The sequence below is a fragment of the Fundidesulfovibrio butyratiphilus genome (genome assembly GCF_054657235.1).
In genome coordinates this window covers 1,601,479-1,619,582 of record NZ_BAAHXA010000001.1, presented here as the reverse complement: position 1 = coordinate 1,619,582, position 18,104 = coordinate 1,601,479, and the positions used below count along the sequence as shown (strand labels likewise).

Here is an 18,104-nt window from a genome sequence, read left to right as displayed (position 1 = left end):
AAGGGCCTGAAGGTTACCGATGCGCATCGTCTGCCCCCAATGCGGTTACAGCCGGGAAATTTCCGCAAGCAAAATTCCGGCGCGCTCCAGCGTCGCCACCTGCCCGAAGTGCCGGTTTCGATTCCGGTTTCGGGAGGATTCCTCGCCCGCGCCCAATGTGGTGAACGCTCCTCCCTCGAACGCGCCGGCCTATCCGCCCAGTCCTTCGCGTCCCTCCCCGGCCCCTTCGCCGGAGGACATGCGCTCCACGCCGCCTCCGTATTTCGCCCCCTTGGGCGTGACCTACAGGCCCTTGCCGGACGACGTGTGGGAGCCCAAAACCAGGCCCCCGCGCACCCTGAAGTCCACGGCGCGCTGGCTGCCCGATCCGGAGCCCGGGGAGGAGTCCCCCACGCCCAGGCAGCCGGAAAGCGACCGGCGCGGCCAGGAGCGCGACTCCGGCCCCTGGCCCGAGCCTCCGCAACGCAGCTGGGTACGGCCCGAGAAGGATGCGGGCTCCCGCTGGGAGACGAACCCGATTCCGAAGGAAGAGCCGCCCCGGTCCTGGCGTCCCGCCCCCAAGCCGAAGCCCGGGGTTTCCGTTGACCAGGAAACCGACGCCCAGGGCTTTTCGGGACGGCCGGTCGACGTCCGGAGGGTGCCCGGCCACGAGCCGGACGAGGAGCGCGTGGCCGACGCGAAGCCGGATTCGGACCACGAGGCGCAGGCCCGGACCGAGTTCGTCCGCCCGGTCGACCATGTTCCGAACGAGGTCGTGCGCGACCAGGCCGAGCCGGCCGACTTCGGCGGCGAAGACGACGTGGCGCCCCGCGCCGGGGGGCCTGCTCCGGAAGCGGTGTACGCCCCGCAACGGGAGCCGGTTTTCGCGCCGGAACCTTCGGCACCCCATGCCCCGGAAGCCGAGACGCGCCCGGAGGACGAATTTTCGCGCGAGGAGCCCGTTTCTGTCGGCAGACACACGCCCAGCGACACGGCCGGGCTTGACGCCTCGGGAGCGAGCCTGTCGGAGTTGGGAGAGGCCCTGCGCGGCGAGGAACCCGGCCTGACGCCCGATCCCGAACCGAGCCCGCCCCCCGAACCGCCCAGACCGCCCAAGCCGCCGGAGCCCGATTTCTGGGAATCCGCCCGGACGGCCTCCCGTACCCCGCACGAGGCCACCACTGGCGACGAGCCCGTGCGCGACATCTGGGCCCGGTTGCAGGCCATGGGCGGCGATCCGGTTCCGTCCCCCCCGCCGGGCAAGGAGAGCAAGAAACCCCCCAAGGAGGTTTCCCACGTCGCCGAAGCGGCCGCTCCCTGGGACGAGTTCGAACAGGTGGGCGTGGCTCCGGCGTTTCTCAAGACCGTGCGCAACGTGCTGTTCAAACCGGGTGATTTTTTCGAAAATCTCAACCCGGAAGCCGGTCGGGTGCGTCCGCTGATCTACGCCATGGCGGTGAGCGAACTGGTGGCCCTGTTCTGGATGATCTGGAAGTTCTTCGGCCTGGGCCCGGCCTTTTCCGAACTCACCCGGACCGAGGGGTTTCAGGGGCTGGGAGTGAGCGGGCTGGGCAGCCTGGCTTTTCTGGGCCTGGCTCCGGTGCTCATGGTCGGATTTTCGTTCCTGGACGCGGCCCTCAGCCACTTTCTGCTCGGGCTGCTGCGCGGCGTGACCCGGCCCTTCGAGGCCACCTTCCGCATGCTGTGCTACGCGGGAACCCCCTGGCTGCTGGCCGCCGCGCCCGTGCCTCTGCAATACCTGCTGCCGGTGGTGATTATCTGGCACATGGCCTTGCAGGCCATCGGACTCAAGAAGCAGCATCAGTCCGGGTATTCCCAGGTGCTGGCTTCGGTGCTGGTCAAGTGGTCGTTTTACCTCATGGTCTTTTTCGCCCTGTACGTGCTGGCTCTGCGCGCCTGAGCGCGGAATCGCTCCTTTCGGTCCGGCGGTCTTCGGCCGTGCCGGACGCCCCGGAGAATACGCCCTTGAGCAATTGGCTGAAACACTTCTGGAGCAAGCTGGTGAACCGTCGCCGCCAAGCCCGGGAGACCCATCCCAGAGCTTTTCAGGACCTGGCGCGCGAACTGCGGGAATTGGCCGAGGTCGCCTCGCGGGTGTGGCCGGAAGAACCGTCGTTTCAGCAGAAGATCGTCAATATTCGCGAAGAGATGGACCAGCTTGATGAATTGACGTCCAAGCCGGAGTTCCGGCTGCTGCCGCTCAAGAAACGTCTGGAGTTGCGCGAGAGCCTTCTGGTTTCCAAAACGCAGCTCATGGATACGGTCTCCACCGCGCCGCCCCCCACGACAAGGCCGCAGTGACTCGGCAGGCGCGGATCTTGCAGAACTCGTTTCGGCGACCGGCCCGAAACAGCGACCCGGATTGTTCGTCCGGCGTAACCCCTCGCCACCACGGGCCTCTTCCTCGATATGGAGGGCGGACCGTTGCGGCGCGAGCATGTCGTGAAATCGTCCCAGTGAGGCAAACATGAGACGCATCGCCATTGTTTTGGCGCTGGCGACGGCCCTTGCGGCCTGCGCCTTCGACCCCAAGTTGACGGAACAGTCGACCCTGTACGTGGACGCCTGGGTCAAACGCAACAACCCCGCGGTGTACGTGCAACCCATGAACGCGCCGTCCAGGCCTTTCAAGGCCCTTATCGTGCCGTTCAAGGTGCAGCAGGATATCCTCAGCGCCCGGGACCTGGGCAAGCAGCTCACCGAAGTGTTCTGGCAGATCTGGAGCCGCGACGGCGTGTTCCCCGCCTGCTACTACGAGCAGGGCGTGGACAACGTCACCCCGGAACAGGCCGTTCTCATGGCCCGCGACCGGGGGGCGGACTGCGCCGTGGTGGGGCGCATCGGCTACCTTCTGGCCGGCGGCACCCAGTCGGATTCGGCCATCTCGCTTTCGGTGGAGATTTTTGACGTCAACACCGGGCAGCGCATCTGGTCCATGGCCCACGCCGGGCGCATGGAGCCGGGCAAGGCCGACGACTTCATCCTCTTCACGCGCAAGACCCGCATGCCCATGGACCCGCTCTGGGCCATCATGACCGGGTTGGCCGCGGACCTGGGAGGACCGGTCAAGAACTGGAACTACGGCATGCAATACAAGCAGGCCGGGGCCACCCCGGCCCCGGTCTCGATTCCTCAAGAGCAGGCCCCGCCGCCTCCGCCCAAAAAGCCGCTGCAAAGCTCCTATCTGGAGAGCTGACCGCGGGCGCGGCGTCAGGCCGGCGGAGGCCCCGAGCGACGCATCGCCTCCGGCGGCCCGGGACGGGCTCCGCGTGGGGCCCCGGTTGCCCGCGCGGGATGGTCCGCCCGGTCAAGCGTGGACAGGCGCCGCGGCGCAAGGTGGCGAAACACGCCCCCGCGCTTTTTCCGGGGATTTCTCCGCTCTCGCCCGGCCGTATCCGGGGAATCCTTTCGCCCTCGCCCTCCCGCGGACCTTTCGGCTTTCCGCGCGCTTTTGTTTCCATCGTCACCCGTCCGGGGTCCTTTCCGGCCGGCGGCAAACGTGTTACAGGCTGCCCCCAGACACTCGTCCCCAAGGAAAATTCAATGATCGGCATATCCAAGCTCTACTGCGGCGCGGTGGAGGTCTCCGACGCGTTGCGCTACGGCCGCCATTCCAAGGCGTTGCCCTCCCATCTGCTCCAGTTCTCCAAGGACAAGAAGCCCGTGGTGGTCTGGAACATGACCAAGCGGTGCAACCTGAAGTGCGTGCACTGCTACGCCAAGGCCGTGGACGAGTCCGGCTCGGACCCCATTTCCACCGAACGGGCCAAGGCCATGATCGACGATCTGGCCGCCTACGGCGCGCCCGTGATGCTCTTTTCCGGGGGCGAGCCCCTGGTGCGCAAGGACCTGACCGAATTGGCCCATCACGCGGTGAGCCGGGGCATGCGCGCGGTCATCTCCACCAACGGCACCCTCATCACTCAGGAAAAAGCCCGCGAGCTCAAGGCGGTGGGGCTTTCCTACGTGGGCATTTCGCTCGACGGCATGGAAGACATACACGACGAGTTCCGGGGCGTGCCCGGTTCGTTCCGGAAGGCCTTGCGCGGCATCGCCAACTGTCAGGCCGAGGGGCTCAAGGTGGGGTTGCGTTTCACCATCAACAAGCGCAACGCGGCAGAGATCCCCAAGGTCTTCGACCTGCTTCGCGAGCGCGAAGTGCCGCGCATCTGTTTTTATCATCTGGTCTATTCCGGACGCGGGTCCGAACTCATCAAGGAGGATCTGGACCACGCCGAGACCCGGCAGGTGGTGGACCTGATCCTGGACCGCACCCGCGATCTTTTTGACGCCGGCCTGCAAAAGGAAGTGCTCACCGTGGACAACCACGCCGACGGCCCCTACGTGTACTTCCGGCTTCTCAAGGAAGATCCGGCCCGGGCGGCCGAGGTTATGGAGTTGCTTTCGTTCAACGAAGGCAACAATTCCGGCCGGGGCATCGGCTGCATCTCGTGGGACGGTTCGGTGCACGCGGACCAGTTCTGGCGCAACCACACCTTCGGCAACGTGCTGGAGCGGCCGTTCTCCCAAATCTGGGACGATCCGGCCATCGAGCTGTTGCACAAGCTCAAGGACAAAAAGGCCCATGTGGGCGGGCGCTGCAAGACGTGCAGGTTCCTGCCCATCTGCGGCGGCAACTTCCGGGCCAGGGCCGAAGCCTATTACGGAGACCCCTGGGCCGAGGACCCGGCCTGTTACCTGACCGACGACGAGATTCGCTGACCCGGCCGGGGCCGGGCGCGGAACAAGGACTCCTAAGCAAGCGAGGCGACAATGCTTCCCACGGTACAAGGCGATTTCTATCGCGGCAGACGGCTTCGGGCCAGCGCGGCCCTGCGCGATTTCGTGCGCGAGACCAAGGTGTCGCCAGAGCATCTGGTGATGCCCTATTTCGCCGTCGAGGCCGAGGACGAAAATCTGGACAAGCCCATCACCACCATGCCGGGCCAGTCCCAGTTGGGGCTCAAGGCCCTGGTGGCGCGCGTGGGCCGGGCCATGGACAAGGGGCTGCGGGCGGTCATGCTGTTCGGCATCCCGGCCAAGAAGGACGCCAGCGGGTCCCAGGCCTACGCGGACGAGGGCATCGTGCAGCGGGCCGTGGCCGCGCTCAAAGCCGCCTATCCGGGGCTTTTGGTCCTAACGGACGTGTGCCTGTGCGAGTACACCTCGCACGGCCATTGCGGCATGGTGACCCCGGCGGGAGACGTGCGAAACGACGTGACCCTGGAGCTTCTGGCCCGCACGGCCGTGTCCCACGCCAAGGCCGGGGCCGACATCGTGGCCCCCTCGGACATGATGGACGGCCGGGTCCTGGCCATCCGCCAGGCGCTCGACCACACCGGGTTCAAGAACACCCCCATCATGAGCTACGCGGTGAAATACGCCTCGGCCTTTTACGGGCCGTTTCGCGAGGCGGCCGAGTCCGCCCCGCAGTTCGGCGACCGCAAGACCTACCAGATGGACCCGGGAAACTGGCGCGAAGCCCTGCGCGAAGCCGGGGCCGACGTGGCCGAGGGCGCGGACTTTCTCATGGTCAAGCCGGCCGGTCCCTGCCTGGATATCATCCGCCTGGTGCGCGAGAGTTTCGAGCTGCCCCTGGCCGCCTATCAGGTGAGCGGCGAATACGCCCAGATCAAGGCCGCGGCCCAACTGGGCTGGATGGATCACGACAAGGTGATGCTCGAATCCGTGCTGGCCATCAAGCGGGCCGGGGCCGACATCATCATCACCTATTTCGCCGAAGAGCTGCTGGGGCTCTTGTAGCGCCGGCCGCCAGACCGGACCGGAGGCCGATGCCCGGTCCGGGGCGGACAGGATTCAAGGACAAGGACACATCGTCATGCCTTCCCATCGCACACGGTCCGAGGACGGGCGGGACGCCGACACGCAAAACGCCCGGACGCCCGACGACCGGCCTTTGGACAAGCGGCCCTCGGGGAAACCTTCCGGCCATCCCGGCTCCCATCCCGGCGGTCCGCCCAAGTTGTTGCCCAACGGCGCGCCGCCCGTGCGCCTTATCGCCTGGGAGATCACCCGGCGCTGCAACCTGGCCTGCAAGCACTGCCGGGCCGAGGCGCATTTCGCGCCCTATCCCGGCGAGCTCACCAACGCCCAGGCCAGGGCGCTCATCGACACCTTTCCCGAGGTGGGCGAGCCCATCGTGATCTTCACCGGCGGGGAGCCGCTCATGCGCCCGGACTGGGCCGATCTGGTCTCCTACGCGAACGCCAAGGGGTTGCGATGCGTCATGGCTCCCAACGGCACCCTGGTGGACGAGGACAACGCCACGCTCATGAAAGAGGTGGGGGTGATGCGCTGTTCCATCTCCATCGACGGTCCCGAGGCCGCCACCCACGACGCCTTTCGCGGCGTGCCCGGCGCCTTTGACGAGGCCCTGCAAGGTATCGAGCATCTGAAACGGGCAGGTATCGAATTTCAGATCAACACCACGGTCACCAAGTCCAACCTGCACAACTTCAAGCGCATTTTCGAGCTGGCCCAGTCCCTGGGCGCCGAAGCCTGGCACATCTTTTTGCTCGTTCCCACCGGGCGCGGGGCCGAGTTGGAGAGCCAGATCATAAGCCCCCAGGAATACGAGGAAGTGCTCGGCTGGTTCTACGACTTCCGGAAAACCACCTCCATGCACCTCAAGGCCACCTGCGCTCCGCACTACTACCGCATCATGCGCCAGCGCGCCCGCGCCGAAGGCCTGGCTGTGACCCCGGACACCTTCGGCCTGGACGCCATGACCCGGGGCTGTCTGGGCGGGGTGGGGTTCTGTTTCATTTCCCATTCGGGAGTGGTGCAGCCCTGCGGATACCTCGAACTCGACTGCGGCAACGTGCTCCAAACCCGGTTTCCCGAACTGTGGGCCAACACCGAGTGGTTCCGCAAGTTTCGCGACCAGAGCGCCTACCTAGGCAAGTGCGGTCCATGCGAATACCACAAGGTGTGCGGCGGCTGCCGGGCCCGGGCCTACACCATGGGCGGCGACCCCATGGGACCGGAGCCCCTGTGTTCCTACCAGCCCAAACGGGCGGGGAAGTCCTGAGCTTGTGACGGAGTTCGAATCCTGAATCTTTGCCGCACGGTCCGCCTTTTCGACTTCTTGATTCCCGCAATGTAACGGCGGCCGTTCTTCTTCGGACTCGCCCTGGCGGCCTGAGCGGCGTTCTTGGCGGGCGGCGTCGTTGCGAGTCGGTTCGTTTTGTCACGTTCGATTGTTTTGATATTCTTTAACTCTCTCGCCAAGTTGCCTTCTTGGTGTTGAAGAGCTAAGTTTATATTTGTATATAAATATATACTTAGATAAATGATCGATAGGTTTTCGTATGGCAGGACGTGGAATGTGGTCGGCTGATCTGCTGTGCCAGCCTGTCAATAGCACTTCTTCTGGTTGTCGTTATTTTTCGAAAAAGTCCACCGCTTCCAGCAATTGGCCGAAGTGGTACAGAATGTAGTCCGGCTCCACGCCGGCGCTTTTTTTGCGCCCCTGGTTGGAGGCGTAGTACACGGTCTTCATGCCCAGCCGGGAGGCCCCGAACACGTCGCGGTACATGTCGTTGCCCACGAACAGCACCTCCGAGGGGGCAAGCTCCATGCCCATGAGGGCCAGTTCGAAGATGCGCTGGTCGGGTTTGCGAAATCCCAGGTCGCCAGAGACCACGATGGGATCGAAAAAGCTCTCCAGCCCCATGGCGCGTATTTCGGGCAGGGCCCAGGCGCTCTGGGCGTCCGAAACCGCCGCCATCCTGAAACGGGGGCGCAGGGCGTCCAGGGTTTGGCGTACCTCGGCGTAGAGTTCCAGGCGAAACAGGGACAGCCCCCGGTACATCTCGGCCAGAACCGTGGGCAGCCAGATCAGCTTGTCCGGCGGCAACGCGCGGCAGGCCTCGGGCCGGGCCTGGAGAAAGGCCCGCCACACCTCCACGGCGTCGAACTCGACAAAGGACTCGGCGCTGGCCTTTTTCTGTTCGTCCATGCGGCGGTAGTATTCGGCGCGCACGTCCTGCGCGGAGAGGAGGATCCCCTGGTAGAGGAGAAACCGGCTGATGGCGCGGTAGATTTCGTCGTAGGCTTCGTTGGTGTTGATGTCGATGAGGGTGCCGTTGATGTCGAAGAGCAGACCCTTGATCTTCATGCGTGTCCTCTGAGAACGGTTTTGGCCCGTTCCACCAGTTGCCGGCGGTAGTGCGGGTCGATCCAGGAATTGCGGGCGATGCGCAGCAGGGTGATGCCCATGTAATAGGGAATGCGCGCGGTGATGGCGGAAAAGGCCCGCTGTCGGTCGGGAAAGTGACAGGCGTACTCCCAGAGAAAGTGGCCGATGAAAGGCTCGGCCGCCAGGGGATCGCCAAGCCCCTGGTGGAAAAAGTGGCCAAGCTCCCCGCAGAGTCGCCCCAGATCGAAGCACCGGTCGGCCCACTGCATGCGTTCCAGGTCGATGGCCATGACGTGGGGGCCGCTGCCGAAGAGAAAATTGGCCGGGGTGGCGTCGCCATGCACGAGCACCGCCCGGTCCTGCCACATGACGGGGTTGGCCCGCCAGGCGTTGCGCAGGCGGTGCAGTTCGTCGGCCTGGTCGAAACCCAGGCCGCGCTTGATCACCAACGATCCCACCAGGCGGTCGGAATAGGCGTGCACATGGTCGAAGTTCACGCCCCAGTCCCCGGCGGTGCGGTTGTGCAGCCGGGAAAGGAACCGGGCCAGGTTCGTGAGCTTGCGATAGAGCCGGGAACGCCGGTTCTGGTGCATGGCGCCCCGGATCACCGAGTCCAGCGGATCGCCTTCGAGAAATTCGGTGAAGAGCGCGTGCCCCATGGCGGCGTTGTATCCCAGGGGACGCACCACGTAGTCGGGGTGGTGGTCGAACCCCAGGGAGCGCAGGTGCACGAGGTTGTTGTACTCGGTCTGGGTGGCGTAGCGCGGCGGCAGGCCCGACCGGCCGGGCAGGCGCTGAAACTTGCCCGCCACGCGCGCGCCGCTGCCGGCGTCTTCGTACAGATAGACCGCGCGCGACCCCGACAGGGCGAACACGCGCAACCTGGGCGTGCGGGAGAACACGCCCATCTGGGGCAGAAGATCGTCGCGCATAAAGGCGTAGAGCGGGTCGGCGGTGACGACGTGGCCGATGTAGACGCCGGGCATGAGCGCACTCCGGGCGATAAGGGTCCAAACAATCCGCCCGTGGTGCGTGCGAGCGCTGGGCTGAGGCTGGAAACGAGCGACGCCTGTTCGTAACAATTCCGGTCGGTCCTTACAAGCGGGCTTCGTCTCCCCCTGGACTCCGGGGCGAAGCCGGGGTAGAAGCGCCCCGGAACGCGCCGGCCGGGCCCCGGATCTGGCGCCTGGCCTTTTCGACCCCGCGCTTCGGCCCGGGAATGCGTCCGAACGCCGCGTCGAGATCCGGCGCGAAATCGAACCCTTCAGTCCGTTCGTCCCGCCCGGGCCGGTCCCGGCGGGCGCCAAGGTGTCGCCATGTCGCTTAGCATCGGAATCGTCGGCCTGCCCAACGTGGGCAAGTCCACCCTGTTCAACGCCCTGACCCGAGCCCAAAACGCCCAGGCCGCCAACTATCCCTTCTGCACCATCGAGCCCAACAAGGCCGTGGTGCCGGTGCCGGACTCCCGGCTGGACGCCTTGGCCGCTTTGGTGAGCCCCCAAAAGGTGACGCCGGCCACGGTGGAGTTCACCGACATCGCCGGTTTGGTCAAGGGCGCGAGCCAGGGGGAAGGGCTTGGCAACAAGTTCCTGGCCAACATCCGCGAGACCCAGGCCATTTTGCACGTGGTGCGCTGTTTTGTGGACGACGACGTGGTGCACGTGCACGGGGCCATCGATCCCCTGGAAGACGTGAACGTCATCGAAACCGAGCTCATCCTGGCCGACGCCCAGGCCTTGGAAAACCGCATGGACCGTCTGCGCAAGCAGGCCAAGGCCGGAAAGGAGCATCAGGCCCGCCTGGCCTGCGCCGAACGGCTGCTGGCCCACCTCATGGAAGGCAAGCCCGCCGCCAGTCTGCCCGAGCGCGACCAGGACGCTTTTGTCGAACTCTACGACGAGATGCGTCCCATCACCGACAAGCCCGTGATCTACTGCGCCAACGTCTCGGAAGACCAACTGGCCGAGCCCGGTCCCCTGGTCGCGGCCCTGGCCGGACACGCCCAGGCTCGCGACGCCCGCATGGTGGTGGTTTCGGCTCGAATGGAAGAGGAGCTGGCCGCGCTTTCCGACGAGGAGCGGGCCGAGTTCCTGACCTCCTACGGCGTGGAGAGTTCGGGCCTGGATCAGGTCATCCGCACCGGATACCAGGTGTTGGGGCTGGTCAGTTACTTCACCGCCGGCCCCAAGGAGGTGCGCGCCTGGACCATCCACGACGGCGACAAGGCCCCCAGGGCGGCGGCGGTCATTCACACGGACTTCGAGCGGGGATTCATCCGGGCCGAAGTCATTTCTTACGGCGACTACGTGACCCACAAGACCGAGGCCGCCTGCCGCTCCGCCGGAGTCCTGCGCCAGGAGGGCAAGGAGTACGTGGTCAAGGACGGCGACGTGGTGCATTTTCTTTTCAACGTGTAGCGCGCCGGGCCCGTGAAGGACCGGGCGGTCTTTCGCCTTCCCGGCGGGCCTGGAAGCCTTCCGGCCGCCGGGCGAAGGCTCAGGTCGGCTTGTCCACCACGGCGAATTTTTCGCTGGCGGGCGTCGTTTTCTTTTTCCACCAGCACTTCCAAGCCTGGAGCAGGTAGTAGGGCAGGGGCCTGGGAAACGCCTCGGGATGGTGCTTGACCAGGCCCGGGAGCTCGCCGGGCTTGACCATGCGCAGCAGCAGGTTCACCAGTCCTTTTTCCATGAAAATGGGCCGGAATCGGTCGATGTTCCCCAGAACATGAGCCACCATGGCCCTGCGGAAGCTCTCGTGCGGCGGATGGTTGCGCATGTCGCCCACGCTGTTCAAATTGCCCAGCAACGGGTTGGAGCCGAAATTGTTCTTCCCGTGGCGGCGGTAGCAGCCGTGGATCGTGGGGATGAGCAGGGAGTCGCCGATCAGGTTGCAGAAGTGCGCGATGTAGTAGTCCGCGCAGATGGAGAACGTGGAGCTGGGCGGAGGCATGACCAGCTCCAGGGTGGAGCGGCGAAACATCATGCTGCTGGCCGTGGCCCAGACCCAGAATCCCCGCTGAAAGCTCGTCGCGCGCACGTGGCGGAACCGCCCCTTGGACTGGTGATCCATGTGCTGGCCGCCGATGATCTCGCCGGTGGAGCTCATCTGGTACTGGTTCGAACTGGTGAAGGCCACGGTGGGCCCCAGGGTCAGGTGGGCGCGCAGGTGGGCCAGGGCGAAGTCGGGCAACAGCGTGTCGTCGGCGTCCAGCATGACCACGAAACTGCCCGTGGACAGGGCCAGGCCGTCGCGAAAGGCTTCCATTTGGCCACCGTTGGCCGCACGTTCGAGGAGCCGAAAACGCTCCCCGGACCGGTTTTGTTCCAGGAACTCGCGCACCAGGGCCACGCTCTGATCGCACGAGGCGTCGTCCACCACCACGCACTCCCAGTTGTCGTAGGTCTGGGCCAGGACCGAACGCAGACACTCCACGATGTACCGGGCGTAGTTGTAGCTGGTCACGATGAAGCTGACGCGCGGCTTGCGGGCGTGAACCTGGTCCGGGCCGGCGGCGCGTCCGGACGAAAGGGCCTGGGCCTGGCGCATGGCCTGGCCGATCGCGCCGGGCCGGCTCAGCAGATGATGGATCGTCATGAGACGTGCGGTCCTTTGTCCAGGGGGTGCGGGGACGGCGCGTCGCAGGGGCGCGCGTCGCTGTCGGGGGCCGCGGCGAAGCGGGCTTCTATGCGCTCGCGATAGGCCTTTTCGTCCCGCATGTCGGACATGTACCAATTGGGGTCCGGGTTCCAGTCCTTGGCCCGACCCGCGTCGTAGATCCGCACCCGACCGGCCAGGGCCTTGGGCGAGCGGATGGCCAGGAGCGCTTCCAGGTTGCCGGGGCTCACGTCGTCGATCTCTTCGACGCTCGGGCGGCGCTGGAGCGGAATGGCGCAGCCGCAACGGGGGCAGGAGCGCAGTTTTTGCTCCCGGTAGTCCTCGGGCACGCGTCGCCACCAGCCGGGCTCGATAGGCCAGCCCCCGGGGCCGTGGAAAAGCATGTCCAGGCTGGCGGCCACCTCGCAGAAAAACGCCCCCTTGGGCGTGATGGAGGCCGACCAGGTGGTCTGCACCCAGCAGGCGTCGATCAGCCGCCACATTTCGTTTTCGTCGGGCACCATCTCGCGCGCGGCCACGAGCAGGGGTTGGTGCAGGATGCGGTCGGCGCTGTGGTCGTTGCAGAAGAGATGGCCGAAGATTTCGCGCACCAGGGGGCCGTAGCGCCGGCCCAGATCCGCCGGCACGGTGGACCACAGCCCGCGTCGGGTCTTGTCGGGCACGCGTTCGGCCAGGTATTTTGCCATGCGGGCGAATCGGGGATGGAGCAGGGGCTCGCCGCCGATCATGCCCACCATGCCCGGGAAGTCCGCCAGGGAATCCACGGCCCTGCGGAACGTATCCCAGTCCATGAAGAACGGTTTGCGGTGATGGCCGGTGAACCGGGTGCAGTTGGAGCACCGGTTGCGGCAGGCGTTGGTGATGTCGATCTGGATGATGCGCATCCGGGCGAGCGGTATCATGGTCCCTCGTCGGCGCGGGCGCGGACGGAGCCGGTCGGACCTGGACGGCCAGGCGGGCGCGAAACTTGGGCGCGTCCGAACCGTTTCCGCCGCGCTGGGCGCGGGTTGTGGTCGGCGAACCGAAACGAACCGGATGCGGGAGGGCGAAAACGAATCCGCCCGTTCTCCCTGGAGGGAAAACGGGCACGGGGTGATACGACGCGGCGTGGCCGGCAAGCGACGCCCGTCCTGGTCACTCCGGCCCATGTCGCGAGGCTCGGACGCCGACCGTTTCGAGGCGTCTTCTGGCTTGCGGGTCGGTCCCTTCGCGGGACCAGGGTCTCATGGCCGGCATCCTTCCCGGGGCTTACCCAGTGGATGCGGCCGATTCTCCCCGCTTACAGCAGCGCGTCTGCGACGGATTTGCACCGTCTTCCGTTTCTCGAAAGGTCATAAGGCAGACCCTTGGCCAATAGCTCCCGGCCGAAACCGCGTCAAGCCCGGACGCGCGCGCCCGGTTTCAGCCCCTGGCCGGTGCGGCGTTCGGCCAGGTCCGGCGCGGGTCGCGTTAGCAACTTCGTTTTCGCCGCTAACGTTCGGGCTCGATCCCCCTCTTGCCAGTTCCGGCCTGGCGCGTTATCTCATCGCGTGATTATTACGAGCACCCCCCCAAGGAGGACGATACATGTACAGCTATAACGCCCAACAGTCAGCCGCGCGCGCCGAGGTTCTGAGCGCCTTCATGCGCGGCGTCTGCAGCTGGATGGCCGGCGGCCTGGCCCTCACGGCCGTCATGTCCCTGGCCGTGGTTTCCAGTCCGGCCCTGATGCAGGCCATTTTCGGCTCCCCGCTCATCTGGGTGCTGCTCATCGCGGAACTGGGCATGGTGTTCTACCTCTCGGCCCGCGTTTCGCGCATGTCTCCCGGAGCGGCCACCGGCCTGTTCCTGGTCTACAGCGGACTCAACGGCGTCACCCTGGCTCCGATCTTTCTCGTGTACACGGGCTCTTCCATCGCCTCGGCCTTTGCCGTGAGCGCGGGCATGTTCGTGGCCATGAGCGTCTACGGCATGGTCACCAAGCGCGACCTGACCTCCCTGGGCAGCTTTCTTTTCATGGGCCTCATCGGCCTGTTGCTGGCCATGCTGGTCAACGTCTTTCTCAAGAACACGATGATGGATCTCATCATCAGCTGCGTGGGCGTGTTGATCTTCACGGGACTCACCGCCTACGACACCCAGAAGCTCAAGGACATGGGCGACTACGCCCCCATGGACGACGCCGCGGCCCTGCGCCGGGGCTCCATCATGGGCGCGCTCACCCTGTATCTCGACTTCATCAACCTCTTCCTCATGATGCTTCGCCTCTTCGGCTCCAGCCGCGACTAGCACCGAATCGGGCCGGGGACCTGCGGGTTCCCGGCCTTTCTTCCCATGAACGAGCTTCTTGACTGGCAGCGTCGTCTGCGTCCCCTGCTTTCCCTTCCCGCCGGCCTGTACGCTTTGGGGCGTCGGGCCTCGGCTTGGCTGTACCGCAAGCGCCTGCTTCCGTCCTGGAATCCCAAGGCCCCGTGCGTCGGGGTGGGCACCCTGGCCGTGGGGGCGTGGGGAGAAACGCTCGTCTCGGCCTGGATGCTCGGCTGGGCCCGGGCGCGGGGGCTTCGCGCGGCGGCCCTGGTTCATCCCGGATGGGGCGGGCCGAGCGATCCCCCCATGCGCGTGGATGCCGGCACCGACCCCTTTCACTGCGGAGCGCAAGCCGCCCTGCTGGCGCGCTACCGGCCGGAAGCCCTGGTCTATTGCGACCGCAGGCCGGCGCGGGCGGGACGAGCCGCGAAAAAGGCCGCCAATCCCGACTTCTATCTTTTGTGCGGACACTTCAGCGATCTTTCCGCCAGGCGCGGCGCGGACGTGGTGGTCTTGACCCCCCAGGATCTGGACAAGGGCTGGAACCGGCCGCTGCCGGCCGGGTGGTGGAGGGAATCGGCCCAGGCCCTGAATCGAGCGGCGGCCTTTGTGGTGTGCATAAGCCCCGAAGACCTGACCCTGCGCCGCAACCTGGTGGAGCGCAGGCTGGCCAAGTTCGGGAAACCCGTCTTTCCGCTGCACCCGCGCCTGTGGCGTCTGCGTCGCCCCACCACCGGGGAGACCACCGAAACCCTGGACGGCGAGCCCTACATGCTGGTGGCCGGCGACTCCCATCACGACATGGCCGCCAAGGCCGCGCGCGCCTTTTTGGGCCAGGGGCCCCGCTTTCAGATTATCGTGGACGACGCCCACCATTTTACGCCGCAGGACAGGGCCCAGATAGCCCAAGAGGCCACGCGCATGAAAACCCCCCATGTCCTGGCCACTCCCGAGGCCGCCCTGGGGCTGGACCGCGTACCCGGACGCGTGCTGTGGACCTACGACCCCGACGTGGTGATCGGGCCGTGTCTGCTGGGCGGACAGGCCTTCACTCCCTGGTGGGAAACGATCTTTGCGGACCTTGGCTGAGAAGAATGCGTGTTTTTTTCGTCAAGGAGCGCTTAGCGCTCGACTTGGACGGCACTTCTCGGCTAGAGTGTTCACATTTGGCGAAACAGCGTCCATAGGGACGGCTCCTCCTCCCCCTGCACGGAAAGGTGACTTATGAAGAATATGAAACTCGGCCTGAAAATCGGACTTGGCTTCGGGATCCTCATCTTCATCCTGGTTTGTGTCGGGGGGTTGGCCATCCTGAACATGAACGGCGTCGGCAACATGGCCAGCCAGCTCAGCCAGGAAATCGCCCCCCAGGTGGACGTGGCCTCCGCGGTCGAACGCACCGCCCGGGCCATGATGCTTGAAACCCGCATCTACGGCTTCACGGGTGATGAAAAATCCTGGGAAGCCAGCCAGAAAAGGCTCGCCGCTGTGGAACAGGCTCTGGCCGACGCCCGCGCCCTGGCCCAGAAATATCCTCGCCTTGAAGATCTCAAGCGGAACACCGAGAAGGCCACCCAATTGGTGGGCGAATTCCGAAAGCTGCTGGACCAGACCAACGTCATCAACAAGGCCCTGGCGGAAAATCTGGTCACCATGCGTCGGACCGGTGAAACCTACGTGAAGATGGCCGCCGATTTCTACGGCGATCAGGTCGACGCCGCCAACCAGGACATCACATCCAAGTTCGAATCGGGCGTCATGCGGGAGCGGGTGCAGAAACTCTCCTGGATGGAAGAGGTGCTGGTCAAGACCGGCAACATCCGCGTGGCCTTTCTCTACGGCATGGCCAACAAGGATCCGAAGTTCATCCAGGACAACCTCAAGCAATTCGACGAGATCTCCGCCCTGCTGGCCAAGCTGCGCCCGGTGGTGAGGCAGGAGAAGAACATCAAGCAATTGGCGGTGATCACCAGCTCCCTGGCCAGCTACCGCGAGGGAATAAACATCTACGTCAAGAATTTGCAGGCCCTTCAGGATGTGAGCGAAAAGCGCTTGGGCGTGGCCCTCGCCGTCACGGCCGCCGCCAAGGAAACGGCCCTTGCCGGTCTGAAGCAGACCACGGAAGGCACGGCTCTGGCCGTGGAAAAGCTTTCCTCGGCCGTCACCAGCGTGAGCATCGGCTTGGTTTTGGCCTTGATCCTGGGCGTGGTGGTGGCCGTGGTCATCACCAGGGGCATCACCGGTCCGGTGGCCCTGGGCGTGGCCTTTGCCCAGCGCATGAGCGAAGGCGACCTCACCCAGCGGCTCGACGTCAATCAGAAGGACGAGATCGGCATGCTGGCCGAGGCCTTGCGCCAGATGACCAAACGCCTCTCCGAGGTGATGGAGGAAATCTCCGAAGGCGCGGACAACGTGGCCTCGGGTTCCACCGAGTTGTCGGCCACGGCCGAGTCCCTGTCCCAGGGAGCTTCCGAGCAGGCGGCCAGCGTCGAGGAAGTTTCCTCCTCGATGGAAGAAATGGCCTCCAACATCCAGCAGAACGCCGACAACGCCGTGCAGACCGAAGCCATGGCCCTCAAGGCCGCCCGTGACGCGGAGCAGGGCGGTCAGGCCGTCGCCCAGACCGTGGATGCCATGAAGCAGATCGCGGAAAAGATTTCCATCATCGAAGAGATCGCCCGCCAGACCAACCTGCTGGCCCTGAACGCGGCCATCGAGGCCGCGCGCGCCGGCGAGCACGGCAAGGGGTTCGCCGTGGTGGCCGCCGAAGTGCGCAAACTGGCGGAACGCTCCGGTCTGGCCGCCGCCGAGATTTCGGGCCTGTCCTCCCAGTCCGTGGCCGTGGCCGAGCAGGCCGGCGTCATGCTGGCCGCCATCGTGCCGGACATCAAACGCACGGCTGAACTCGTGCAGGAAATCGCCGCCGCCTCCCGGGAACAGAACGCCGGGTCCGACCAGATCAACAAGGCCGTGCAGCAACTCGACCAGGTGGTGCAGCAGAACGCTTCCGCCTCCGAGGAAATGGCCTCCACGTCCGAAGAGCTTTCCAGCCAGGCCGAGCAGCTCCTGGCGACCATCGGCTTTTTCAAGCTCAACACCACCGGCCGCAGGCGTCAGCCCAAGGCCCTGATGGCGTCCCACTCGGACTACAAGCCCGTCAAGGCCAAGTCCGCCGCGCCCAAGAAGTCCGGCGGGGCCAAGATCAATCTGGACCTCGGCTCGGCCGATGACGACGATTTCGAGAAATTCTAGCGGGACAGGGTCATGAGCGACAGCGCCAACCAATACCTCACGTTCACTCTGGGCGAAGAAATCTTCGCCCTGGACATCGCCTCGGTGCGCGAGGTGCTCGAATACACCCCGATCACCAAGGTCCCCAGGACCCAGGAACATATTCGGGGAGTCATCAACCTGCGCGGCCGCGCCGTTCCCGTGGTGGATGTCCGGCTCAAGTTCGGCATGAGCGAGAACGTGCGCACCGTGGACACCTGCATCATCATCGTCGAGGTGACCATCGACGGGGAAGAAACCCTGCTCGGCGCCCTGGCCGACTCGGTGAAGGAAGTGATGGACTTGGCCGAGGCCGACATCGAACCGGCTCCCAAGATGGGCACGTCGATTCGGTCCGAGTTCATTTCGGGTATCGGCAAGCACGGAGACGCATTCATCATCGTGCTGGACATCGACAAGGTCTTCTCGGATACCGACCTGCCCCAGGCCGGGGAAATGCGCGGCGAGGAAGCCTAGCCTCTTGCCAGGAAATCTTGGCGCGCTTAGAAGAGAGAGAAGCAAGGAGCGTCGATATGGACCTCTACCCCACCTCCCCGGAAACCGGGATGCCCAAGGAGCCCGTGGCCAACATCATCAACGATTTGGTCGTTCAGAACGGGGTGGCCGCGGCCAAGGTGCGAAACAAGGATCTTGACGCCTTTATCAGCGCCAGCAGCAGTTCCAGCACCATCGTGGTGGAAACGCTCAAGGGGCAGTTGGCCAACCGGACGACCTGAACAACACGATCACGACGGGGCTTCGCTCTTCGACG

The 18,104-nt window shown here is 65.3% G+C and carries 16 protein-coding genes and 1 riboswitch; of the genes, 12 read left to right on the top strand and 4 right to left on the bottom strand.

The features are described 5' to 3' along the window. Positions 1–19: 19 nt before the first annotated feature. The 6 genes from ACYQ01_RS07640 (at position 20) to ahbD (ending at position 7,051) form a co-directional block, all read left to right on the top strand. Positions 20–1,900 (top strand): YIP1 family protein, encoded by a 1,881-nt coding sequence (locus ACYQ01_RS07640; RefSeq protein ID WP_459933241.1) that lies wholly within the window; start codon positions 20–22, stop codon positions 1,898–1,900. Between the two features lie 65 nt (positions 1,901–1,965). Beyond that, on the top strand, positions 1,966–2,301 hold the full coding sequence (locus ACYQ01_RS07635) for a hypothetical protein (RefSeq protein ID WP_459933240.1): 336 nt from the start codon (positions 1,966–1,968) through the stop codon (positions 2,299–2,301). Between the two features lie 166 nt (positions 2,302–2,467). After that, positions 2,468–3,196, top strand: coding sequence for a hypothetical protein (locus ACYQ01_RS07630; protein ID WP_459933239.1), 729 nt, complete (start codon positions 2,468–2,470; stop codon positions 3,194–3,196). Positions 3,197–3,543: 347 nt separating this feature from the next. Next, positions 3,544–4,722: a 12,18-didecarboxysiroheme deacetylase gene (gene ahbC / locus ACYQ01_RS07625; RefSeq protein WP_459933238.1), complete on the top strand. Its 1,179-nt coding sequence runs from the start codon at positions 3,544–3,546 to the stop codon at positions 4,720–4,722. Positions 4,723–4,773: 51 nt separating this feature from the next. Continuing rightward, positions 4,774–5,763 carry a porphobilinogen synthase gene (hemB, locus tag ACYQ01_RS07620; RefSeq protein WP_459933237.1) on the top strand — a complete coding sequence of 330 codons (990 nt, stop codon included), beginning with the start codon at positions 4,774–4,776 and terminating at the stop codon, positions 5,761–5,763. A 76-nt stretch (positions 5,764–5,839) separates the two neighbouring features. Continuing rightward, the gene (gene ahbD, locus ACYQ01_RS07615) at positions 5,840–7,051 is read left to right on the top strand and encodes a heme b synthase (protein ID WP_459933236.1); all 1,212 of its coding nucleotides are present in this window, start codon (positions 5,840–5,842) and stop codon (positions 7,049–7,051) included. Between the two features lie 351 nt (positions 7,052–7,402). Here ahbD and ACYQ01_RS07610 read toward each other — a convergent pair whose 3' ends face one another. Then, positions 7,403–8,140 (bottom strand): HAD family hydrolase, encoded by a 738-nt coding sequence (locus ACYQ01_RS07610; RefSeq protein ID WP_459933235.1) that lies wholly within the window; start codon positions 8,138–8,140, stop codon positions 7,403–7,405. Then, complete coding sequence (locus tag ACYQ01_RS07605) at positions 8,137–9,147, bottom strand: phosphotransferase family protein (RefSeq protein WP_459933234.1); 1,011 nt, start codon at positions 9,145–9,147, stop codon at positions 8,137–8,139. Before ACYQ01_RS07605 ends, ACYQ01_RS07610 begins: the two co-directional genes overlap by 4 nt. 330 nt (positions 9,148–9,477) lie before the next feature. On the opposite strand from ACYQ01_RS07605, the gene ychF reads away from it, so the two are divergent. Beyond that, positions 9,478–10,578, top strand: a complete 1,101-nt coding sequence (gene ychF / locus ACYQ01_RS07600; RefSeq protein WP_459933233.1) for a redox-regulated ATPase YchF — start codon at positions 9,478–9,480, stop codon at positions 10,576–10,578. A gap of 79 nt (positions 10,579–10,657) precedes the next feature. On the opposite strand, the gene ACYQ01_RS07595 is transcribed toward ychF, so the two are convergent. Together ACYQ01_RS07595 and ACYQ01_RS07590 are read right to left on the bottom strand one after the other, a co-directional pair. Beyond that, the gene (locus ACYQ01_RS07595) at positions 10,658–11,755 is read right to left on the bottom strand and encodes a glycosyltransferase family 2 protein (protein WP_459933232.1); all 1,098 of its coding nucleotides are present in this window, start codon (positions 11,753–11,755) and stop codon (positions 10,658–10,660) included. Continuing rightward, positions 11,752–12,678, bottom strand: a complete 927-nt coding sequence (locus ACYQ01_RS07590; RefSeq protein WP_459933231.1) for a radical SAM protein — start codon at positions 12,676–12,678, stop codon at positions 11,752–11,754. The genes ACYQ01_RS07595 and ACYQ01_RS07590 overlap by 4 nt, the downstream gene beginning before the upstream one ends. Before the next feature lie 279 nt (positions 12,679–12,957). Next, positions 12,958–13,094, bottom strand: a riboswitch (cobalamin riboswitch). A gap of 248 nt (positions 13,095–13,342) precedes the next feature. On the opposite strand from ACYQ01_RS07590, the gene ACYQ01_RS07585 reads away from it, so the two are divergent. From ACYQ01_RS07585 to ACYQ01_RS07565, 5 genes are all read left to right on the top strand, one after another. Further along, on the top strand, positions 13,343–14,044 hold the full coding sequence (locus ACYQ01_RS07585; protein WP_459933230.1) for a Bax inhibitor-1/YccA family protein: 702 nt from the start codon (positions 13,343–13,345) through the stop codon (positions 14,042–14,044). A 45-nt stretch (positions 14,045–14,089) separates the two neighbouring features. Beyond that, complete coding sequence (locus ACYQ01_RS07580; protein WP_459933229.1) at positions 14,090–15,151, top strand: tetraacyldisaccharide 4'-kinase; 1,062 nt, start codon at positions 14,090–14,092, stop codon at positions 15,149–15,151. A 135-nt stretch (positions 15,152–15,286) separates the two neighbouring features. After that, a complete protein-coding gene (locus tag ACYQ01_RS07575; protein WP_459933228.1) occupies positions 15,287–17,314 on the top strand; it encodes a methyl-accepting chemotaxis protein in 2,028 nt (675 codons plus the stop codon). 12 nt (positions 17,315–17,326) lie between these two features. Then, positions 17,327–17,809: a chemotaxis protein CheW gene (locus tag ACYQ01_RS07570; RefSeq protein ID WP_459933227.1), complete on the top strand. Its 483-nt coding sequence runs from the start codon at positions 17,327–17,329 to the stop codon at positions 17,807–17,809. Between the two features lie 56 nt (positions 17,810–17,865). Continuing rightward, a complete protein-coding gene (locus ACYQ01_RS07565) occupies positions 17,866–18,069 on the top strand; it encodes a hypothetical protein (RefSeq protein WP_459933226.1) in 204 nt (67 codons plus the stop codon). Positions 18,070–18,104 lie beyond the last annotated feature (35 nt).